We start from the raw sequence: 8,044 nt of genomic DNA, 5'->3' as shown, positions 1-8,044 counted from the left end.
CGCTATTCGCTCATGGCTGTCTGTCAGATGAAGTCTAAACTTATTCTCTTAAATTGTAAGATCAGATATGAGCTAGGAAAGATTAATTTAAAGCAATAGTTGGTTTGCGTTTTTTCTCATTTACTCTTAATTCATTTCTCTTTGTGCCATATGTTTTGTCTTTGCCAGAATAAAACGAATACTTTCAACTTGATGGTTGAGGCAAATTAAAGTTAACGATTCATAAAGAGGGTAAGAGGCGCTGCGCTTTTAAAGCAAAGATTAATTGAATAATTCTTAACTATTATTTCAGATTTGATTTTTAGATTTTGCTCAAATCTGATATTCGTATATGTGGCATGAGCAGACATCGAAGGTTTTTAATGTCTGAAGTCAAAATTTGACCCCATTCACTCCTAAAACGAATTAGGTTAACGTGTTGAGTTAAAGACGGGGTTGGTAAAACCCTCAGATTTGATTGAGCCTGCACGTTAACCGCTCTTATTTAAATGTTGGGTAACCCGTCTATATTCGTCTACCTATTAGCGGTAATATATTTTGCTAAGTGTTCCACTGCCTCATTCGAATTTATTACTTCGTTCGACACATAAACATCTGGTTCGATAGGTTGCTGACAATGCTCTTTTCCTGATGGGCGAGTAAAGATAAGTGTCGGCATGGTTAGTTCTAAATTAGAACCAGACAATACATGAGTTTGTATACGCCCAGTAGTGCAAGACCTTACATTTGAATGACCCGCGATGACAGCCTGACGAGAGTCCTGTAGTGAGGTTAAAAACAAAATAGTGGATGAATAACTGAGCGGCCCCATTAGTAAATATGCCCGTCCAGGTATCTTTAAACCCTTATGCGCGTCGACAGGCACTAATTGATTAAATGTGCCTTCAATAACCTCACCTTGATTACCTTTAATAGGTCCTAGTTTGATATTTCGTTCCGTCATACGAATTTTAAAGTTTGACAGAAATGGAAATGGCCTGCTCGCAATGTATGGTGCAATACCTTGCTGCCAATAGTGATCGGTCCCCCCAGGGTTATGGCGAACGTCGATAATCACATCTTTGACGTTCGCATCCTTAAACGCCTGCCACGTTTCATCTAGAAATGTGAAAAAAGGTTGTTCTTGTTCTTGAGAATAAAAAAAGCGATCGACACGCAAATACCCTATGTCATTGTCTAGTATTCGACTTTGGACAAATTCCCTCACATCAGCATTGTGATTTTCCGGCTCATCAGTGACACCCATTATAGAGAATTGCTTGCGCTTATTTTTATGCATAAACTCAATTTGATAATCTTTGCTACTACCAAACAGTAACCAGTAGATTTTTTTAAATCGACTGGCAGTAAAAGCAGCCCTAAACTCTAATGAGTCGCCATACATTCTTGCCAACATAGTTTCAATTATTTTTGATGCCCTAACTCCGTTGACTGAGGTAATCTCATGACCGATTTTAATATCTGAATGGCCCTCAATAGTTTCCGCCACAAGCAAACGTTGGGATGCATCTATCATTACGTCAAATGGAAATAGCCGACCACCGTTCTGAATGTGGTTCTTAAATTGATCATCAAGCTGTGGCGAAGCAATTAGCATGTGTCCATCTTTAAAGTAAGGATTCAGCTGAGAGAAGTATTTCCATGCTTCATAATGTGTCATGGGTGAAGTTATACCTTCTGACAAGGACTCTATCTGCGATTTAACTTCAGATACATCCATAGTAAAGCCCGGGTCTGGGTGGATCGTATCAAGGCGTTGACTTAGCTCAGTCAGGTTGCTTTTTAATGCCTTAATGCTCACTATCTTGCCAGATGAAGGCAGGTTAGTATGAGTATTCCCTTCTTGCGTTTTTGTGTTTTTTGTAATTGACTTTGGTTCATTCAGGCTAGTGCAGCCAATTACAAACGCAATAAAAAAAGTTAAAATTATAGTCTTCAATTTTTGTCCTCAATTCTATTTTCCACTAATTAAATCGTCTGATGAATATTGTTATCCACGGCGATTAGAAGCTGCATTAAAGAGGAGTCTAAGAGAAAAATCGTCTGATTTGGACGAGTTGGACGTGCGATTCGGTCGATTCGCACTCATTCGCTATCGAGTTTCAGCTGTTTCCTATACTGGCTTGGGGTCATTCCTTTGAATTGCTTGAAAACGGCATTAAAGGTACTTTTTGAGGAAAACCCAGCAGATAGAGCTAGATCAAAAAGTCTCTCGTTGGGATTAGAAGAAATTTGAGAACAGACTGTTTTTATTCTGTATTCGTTGACAAATTGATAGAAGTTCTTATTTGCTTGTTGATTGAGGATTTCAGATAAGTGATGACTACTTAGGTTGGTATACTTTGCTAGCGCGTCTAAGGTAAGTTCACTTTCTAAATAAGGTTGCTCATCTTCCATATACTGAACGATGTTTTCTAATAATTTGGTTTTAGTTTGAGAGTCAAAGTATTGTGGTTTGGTTGTCGAGTTGAGAACTTTCGTTGGAGTTTCACTCAAGTTATCAATCGCAAATAAGTTTGGCTTACGCCATTGAGCCATCGAAACGCTGTATATCAATGTAAAGGCTATGAGATCACTTACAATACCCAAAGAATAATTTGCGCCGATTATTATGCTGACAGTTTCTGTCAAGAACATCCCTGCGTACAAACTTAATACTATCCATAACCAAGTAAATATTTTGGGATTAAAGTTGGAAAGCGTGTCACGTGCATGGCGTCCACTTTTGGTTATCAGTTTGACACTCAATGCTAAATAAAAAAATGCCTGTACGAACATAATAATCTGAGTCAGCAGTAGAATGTTTTCTTTATGTAAGGCGTTATTGGCGATGTTGATTTTTTCAGCAGGGGTGGAAAATAAAAAATCTATATTTAAGAGAAGACAAAGTAATAACGGCGTAGCATGAATACAATCCTTTATATGGAATGACTTTTTAATTATCGATGACCGAAAATATAAATATAAAAATGCACCAAAACTGGCGGGAACAAAGTAGCCCCATCCAATTAAATTGGCAAAAAAAGTATCATCAGCATGCACTACAATCAAAGGGCTGCAGAAATAAAATGCTTGAAAAAGACACCAAACGCCCATTATGCGCCCAGCATTGTTAACGCCAGCACTAAACAAGAGCATTGCTGCTAATAAAGCCCCTTGGAATGTTCCGATGGCATGAAGATATTGCATTGGCAAGGAAATAAACAGCATTGGGATAGTTGTAAATAGAAATCAGATATATATTTAATTTTCCTAGATTAGCAGATTGCTAAACTTATTGTTAGCTGTGTCTGACATATTATTCAGTTTGAGCTGTAGAGGTAATTCCAGCGAACAGAGCAAACGAGGCTCACCCATTAGAAAGTTCCTATCAAGCAGACATCTGTGTTTACTTTGTCTTTCATTTAAAAAAAACAAATGTTCTTACTTTTTGAACTCACTTTAAATATGGATATATATCTAGTAATGGCGTCGATTGGTGTGAATATGCACCAGTCACTCATATGAATTAAGGTCAGTGGCTTTCGCCTCAGTCATTGTTGATTACCAATGTCAGTGCACTTTTGGGCTGAAAAGCCGAGGATCAAACCTTGACTTCAGCATCAAAGCTTTTGATTGACTGCTTCTCGCTCATAACTGTCTATCAATTGCACTCTACAACCCGTTATTTGCTCTTCTTTGCTTATTTGTTTTGTACTGTTTTTTGGCTGGCTTAATAGGTATTATAAATATATGATATTGATTGTTATTTGTATTAACGAGTTTTGAAAGGTTTGTATGAAAAAGTCTATGTTAACTCTGGCGTTAGTTATGGGTTTGAGTGGTTGTAGTACAACCACAGTGCCGCCTATTAAAAGCTCATCGTTATATTACTCAGCACTTTATAATGCACAAGCAAAACCTGTTAGCTCGGTATTATTAGAGCCCACGCTATTAAATGCCGATGTGGTTTTAGTAGGTGAATGGCATACGCACCCGGGCGTGCATTTATTTCAGGCTGAGTTATTTGCGCAATTAAGCAAAAGTAATAAAAGCACTGCCCTGTCGCTTGAACAGTTTAGCCGCGCCGATCAGCCTATTTTAAGCCAGTATGTTAAGGGTGAAATTGGCGAGCAGTACTTAATTGATAACACCCAAGCGTGGCCCAATTACAAAAGCGATTATCGGGCGCTTATAGAGCTGGCTAAAGCGAGCAATAGCGATGTAATAGCTGCAAATGCGCCTAAAAATATTGTTACGTGTATTGGTAGGCAAGGCATAAGTTACCTAAATAAACTTGATGATAAACAGCGCCGCTACATTGCAGCCACTATTGATACCTCCCCAAGCGATTATAAACAACGCTTTATGACATCAATGCACCACGGCTCGCCGAGTCAAAACGAGAATTATTATGCTGCGCAAGTTACCTGGGATGAAACCATGGGGGAGTCTATCGTTAACTATTTAAATAATCATAAAGATGCGCAGGTAATGCATATTGCGGGCGATTTTCATGTGAAAAATGGCGAAGGTATAGCGCGTGTTATTAAGCGTTTAGCACCAGAGTTAAATGTTGTTTGGATATCGCCGGTAATAAGTGTGCAAGCTAATCAAACTGGGTATCAGTTGCAGGTTAATCCTTTGCCACCTCGTTATGTGAAAAAACAGCATCAACAAGCGGCTTTTAAGGCTTTAGGCAAGCGAGGCGAGCAAACAGCTTGCTTATAAAATAACGACATAGTTAGTGAATCTCTTAACCAGGGCTCAGGTTAACTATGTCGTCATGTATTTAGTTTAGTTATTTCGGGCTTGATTGGTTAGCTCAACCAGCGCTTTACGTACCTCTAACGGGCTGTGGCACTGGGTTTTAAAGTTAATAAAGTAGTTACGCTTTTGGCTTTGTATATAAAAGCCAGTGGGTAATAAGCCGCTCATTATTGGGGTGTTATCAGCTACGCCGTAGTGCTGCATTAATATGAGCGACATAGCATCTTGGTGATCTTCATTCATATGGTTAATCATGCTTTGCTGTTGGCTTTCGTCCCAGGCTTTTGCCTCGTTTTGCCACTCGGTTTGTTCAAGCCAAAATATTTTGCCAAACCCGCCAATGTAGCGCACACGTACTACGTCTAATTGCCATAATTGAAAGTCGTGCGCGTTGCGATAGCTAGCGGCTTCGGGGTATAGGGCAATATAGTTATTAAGTAAAGTGTGTGCTTGCTCACTTGGCACAACAGAGCCATCGCCTACAAGCGTTACCCGCCCGTGCTCGTTTTGATCGCCGTAGTCGGCGGCATCATATACAGTTAGGCTCATACGAGAGTCGTGCTTTAGATTTTTAGTGTGCTGGGCTATATCGCTAATAAAAAAGTAAACACGGCCTTGTTCGTCGCACATATAGGGGGTTACTGAGCCAAACGGGTAACCGCGTAAATTATTAGAAATGGTCGACATGACACCAGCATTGGTTTTGTAAACCAATGTGCGTGCATCGTTTAACGCTTGCTCTCTCATAAAAACTCCTGACGTTGAGAAAAAACCATGGGTGCATCGTTATAAGGATGAGGGTTTACGTGCAGTTTCATGGCGTACATTTGTTGTAAGTTTTGTTCAGTTAATACGGTGTTTATAGGCCCACTTTGCAGCACTTTTTTGTTGTGCAGTAAAATAGCATCGGTTGCATAAAGGCTGGCCAAGTTTAGATCGTGTATTGCAATAATGGCGCTGTTACCCTGCTCTACAAATGCTTTAACGCAGCTGAGCAAAGCATGTTGATGGCGCATATCAAGTGCTGATGTAGGCTCGTCGAGCAGCATTAGTTTTGGCTCGGCCGATTGTGTAAAGGCGTTTAGTTGTGCCAAAGTGCGCGCCATATGCACACGTTGTTGCTCTCCGCCCGAAAGCGCACTTACGCGGCGAGTTAAATAATGGCTTAAATCCATAATAGCGGCGTATTTATTTACTTTTTCGCTTTGCATTTTTAATGACTCTACATACGGATAGCGACCCATTGCAATAAGCTCAAATACAGTAAAATCAAACCCTACGTGGTTTGCTTGCATCATCACTGCGCGCTGTGTGGCTAGGCGTTTTTTAGCGTGATAGGCCAGCGGCTTAGCATTAAAAAGTACACTGCCTGTAAAGGAGTGCATACCTGCTAAGGTATGCAGCAAGGTAGATTTACCTGCGCCATTTTCACCAAGTAGTGCTACAAGTTGCCCTTGTTTAGCGCTGCCATTAATAGCGTTTAAAACGCTGTGATTATCAAAGCCAACGCTTAGATTGTTAAACGTGATCATGACCAACCTCGCTTATTTTTCACTATTAAATAAATAAACAATGGCGCACCCAATAATGCAGTAATAATTCCAATTGGTAGCTCTGACGGCATGATCACAATGCGTGCTAGCCAGTCAGAAAGTAGCAATACCACTACGCCAATTAGCATACAAAGCGGCAGCATATTACGTAAATGCGGCCCCACCATTAAGCGGGCAATATGCGGGACTACTAAACCAACAAACCCTATTAAACCGGTAAGCGCTACAACCGCACCTACCCCTAATGCAACGAGTATAATGACATACAATTTAAGCTTATTGGTATCTACTCCTAGGTACTGAGCTTGTGACTCGCCAATAAGGAGTAAGTTCATGGGATTTTTTAATCGCCATAGCCCAACTAGGCTAATAAGTAGTAATGGCAAAGCTTGAATTATCGTACTCCAGCTTGCTCCGCCTAATGAGCCCATGGTCCAGTAATTTATTAATCGTAATGCACTGTCATCGGCAAAAAAGCTCAGTAGCCCAATAACCGCAAATGCTAATGCGTTAATAGCAACCCCCACCAATATAAGTGTGGTGATATTAATTTGCCCTTGCTGCTTAGCAATAAAATATACCAGCGAGGTAACACCAAGCGCCCCTAAAAAAGACGCATAAGGTAAATACAACTGCGCGTTAAAATTAAACTGCGCGCTAAGTGCTATAAACGCCACAGCAACCATAGCCGCACCCGCACTAATGCCAATAATAGATGGGTCGGCCAATGGGTTGCGGCACAGCGCTTGCGTTGACGCGCCAGTTTGGGCAAGCACCAACCCTACAAGCACTGCAAGCACAAAGCGTGGCAAACGTATTTGCATTACGACATTTATTTGCAGCGCATCAAACTGATTAAAGCGCTCGGGCGCAAGCCAAGCAATGGCTAAACGCCAATCCCACCCTGCTGGCCCGTACCCTATGCTAAGTAGCGCCAGAGCAAAAATACACACAGAGGCTAATAGCATCCATTTATGGGTTTGGCTAAGTGTTACAGGCCTAAAACGGCTCAATGTTAGGGTGTTCATAAGCGGGTTTTATACTCGTTAAGCTCATTAATTGCTGTGGCTATACGCGGCGACATGCCAAGCGAAAGTAGGCTATCCATTACAAGTAAGTTACAGGTTTGCGCCGCTTTTAATAAGTGTAGTGTAGGTTGCTCACAAAAAGCCTGCTTACCGCCAAGGCTTTGTACAACATGGGCTGGGGCTACTAAAAAGTCGGGCTGATTTATAGCAAGTACTTCGGTGTTAATTGCTTTAAAGCCTGAATGCGTAGCGCCTATATTGGTAATGCCTGCATAGCTAAATAATAAATTAGGGACGGTTTCTTGCCCGGCTGCAATAAGCCCGCGCTCATTAGCTGAGAGTAAAAATAGCGCGCTGTGTGTTTGCGCTTTTGCTTTTTCAGGTAACGATTTTGTAATGTGTGTAATAAGTGTTTGTGCTTTTTGCTTGGCGTTTAAGTCGGTACCAAGGCGTTTTATAAGCTCAAGTAGCTCGTTAACTGAGGTCGGCTTTTTATAATGAATTAGCTTAACCCCTGTTGCCTCAATTTGCTTAAGTGCTTGGCTACGCCCTGCGCCTTCAAGCGCTAACAAAGTGGTTGGGCGCATTGAAAGTACGCCTTCTGCCGCTAAATCGCGGTAATAACCCACTTGTGGTAATTGCGTGGCTTGGTGCGGGTACATGCTCGATTGATCAACAGCTACAAGGGTATTTTGTTTGCCTAGCGCATAAATT

Annotated in this window: 7 protein-coding genes; 1 reads left to right on the top strand and 6 read right to left on the bottom strand. The window is 41.1% G+C overall.

What is annotated here, in order from left to right; genetic code table 11:
- Nucleotides 1-514: 514 nt before the first annotated feature.
- Both ABYB02_RS11895 and ABYB02_RS11890 read right to left on the bottom strand, forming a co-directional pair.
- Nucleotides 515-1,939 carry a S41 family peptidase gene (locus ABYB02_RS11895; RefSeq protein WP_372762662.1) on the bottom strand — a complete coding sequence of 475 codons (1,425 nt, stop codon included), beginning with the start codon at nt 1,937-1,939 and terminating at the stop codon, nt 515-517.
- 146 nt (nt 1,940-2,085) lie between these two features.
- Nucleotides 2,086-3,210: a helix-turn-helix domain-containing protein gene (locus ABYB02_RS11890; RefSeq protein WP_024607590.1), complete on the bottom strand. Its 1,125-nt coding sequence runs from the start codon at nt 3,208-3,210 to the stop codon at nt 2,086-2,088.
- Nucleotides 3,211-3,777: 567 nt separating this feature from the next.
- Here ABYB02_RS11890 and ABYB02_RS11885 point away from each other — a divergent pair.
- Nucleotides 3,778-4,710, top strand: a complete 933-nt coding sequence (locus tag ABYB02_RS11885) for a ChaN family lipoprotein (RefSeq protein ID WP_372762661.1) — start codon at nt 3,778-3,780, stop codon at nt 4,708-4,710.
- A 66-nt stretch (nt 4,711-4,776) separates the two neighbouring features.
- Here the strand turns inward: ABYB02_RS11885 and ABYB02_RS11880 are convergent, their stop codons facing one another.
- The 4 genes from ABYB02_RS11880 to ABYB02_RS11865 all read right to left on the bottom strand — a co-directional run.
- The gene (locus ABYB02_RS11880) at nt 4,777-5,496 is read right to left on the bottom strand and encodes a HugZ family protein (RefSeq protein WP_002959225.1); all 720 of its coding nucleotides are present in this window, start codon (nt 5,494-5,496) and stop codon (nt 4,777-4,779) included.
- A complete protein-coding gene (locus tag ABYB02_RS11875; RefSeq protein ID WP_002959222.1) occupies nt 5,493-6,281 on the bottom strand; it encodes a heme ABC transporter ATP-binding protein in 789 nt (262 codons plus the stop codon). The genes ABYB02_RS11880 and ABYB02_RS11875 overlap by 4 nt, the downstream gene beginning before the upstream one ends.
- Entirely contained in the window at nt 6,278-7,330 is a 1,053-nt protein-coding gene (locus ABYB02_RS11870; RefSeq protein ID WP_372762660.1) for a FecCD family ABC transporter permease, read from the bottom strand. The genes ABYB02_RS11875 and ABYB02_RS11870 overlap by 4 nt, the downstream gene beginning before the upstream one ends.
- Nucleotides 7,327-8,044 (bottom strand): hemin ABC transporter substrate-binding protein (locus ABYB02_RS11865; protein ID WP_372762659.1); only part of this gene is annotated, 718 nt, incomplete at its 5' end. The genes ABYB02_RS11865 and ABYB02_RS11870, both read right to left, overlap by 4 nt.

It is taken from the genome of Pseudoalteromonas sp., assembly GCF_041613455.1.
Lineage (GTDB): Bacteria > Pseudomonadota > Gammaproteobacteria > Enterobacterales > Alteromonadaceae > Pseudoalteromonas.
Note: the sequence above shows the minus strand (reverse complement) of the source record. Positions and strands in the feature narration are given on the sequence as shown.

Excerpts from the sequence above, each read along its gene's own strand:
- ABYB02_RS11890 (WP_024607590.1), bottom strand. The coding sequence starts at position 3,210 with ATGCTGTTTATTTCCTTGCCAATGCAATATCTTCATGCCATCGGAACA.
- ABYB02_RS11885 (WP_372762661.1), top strand. The coding sequence starts at position 3,778 with ATGAAAAAGTCTATGTTAACTCTGGCGTTAGTTATGGGTTTGAGTGGT.
- ABYB02_RS11880 (WP_002959225.1), bottom strand. The coding sequence starts at position 5,496 with ATGAGAGAGCAAGCGTTAAACGATGCACGCACATTGGTTTACAAAACC.
- ABYB02_RS11875 (WP_002959222.1), bottom strand. The coding sequence starts at position 6,281 with ATGATCACGTTTAACAATCTAAGCGTTGGCTTTGATAATCACAGCGTT.
- ABYB02_RS11870 (WP_372762660.1), bottom strand. The coding sequence starts at position 7,330 with ATGAACACCCTAACATTGAGCCGTTTTAGGCCTGTAACACTTAGCCAA.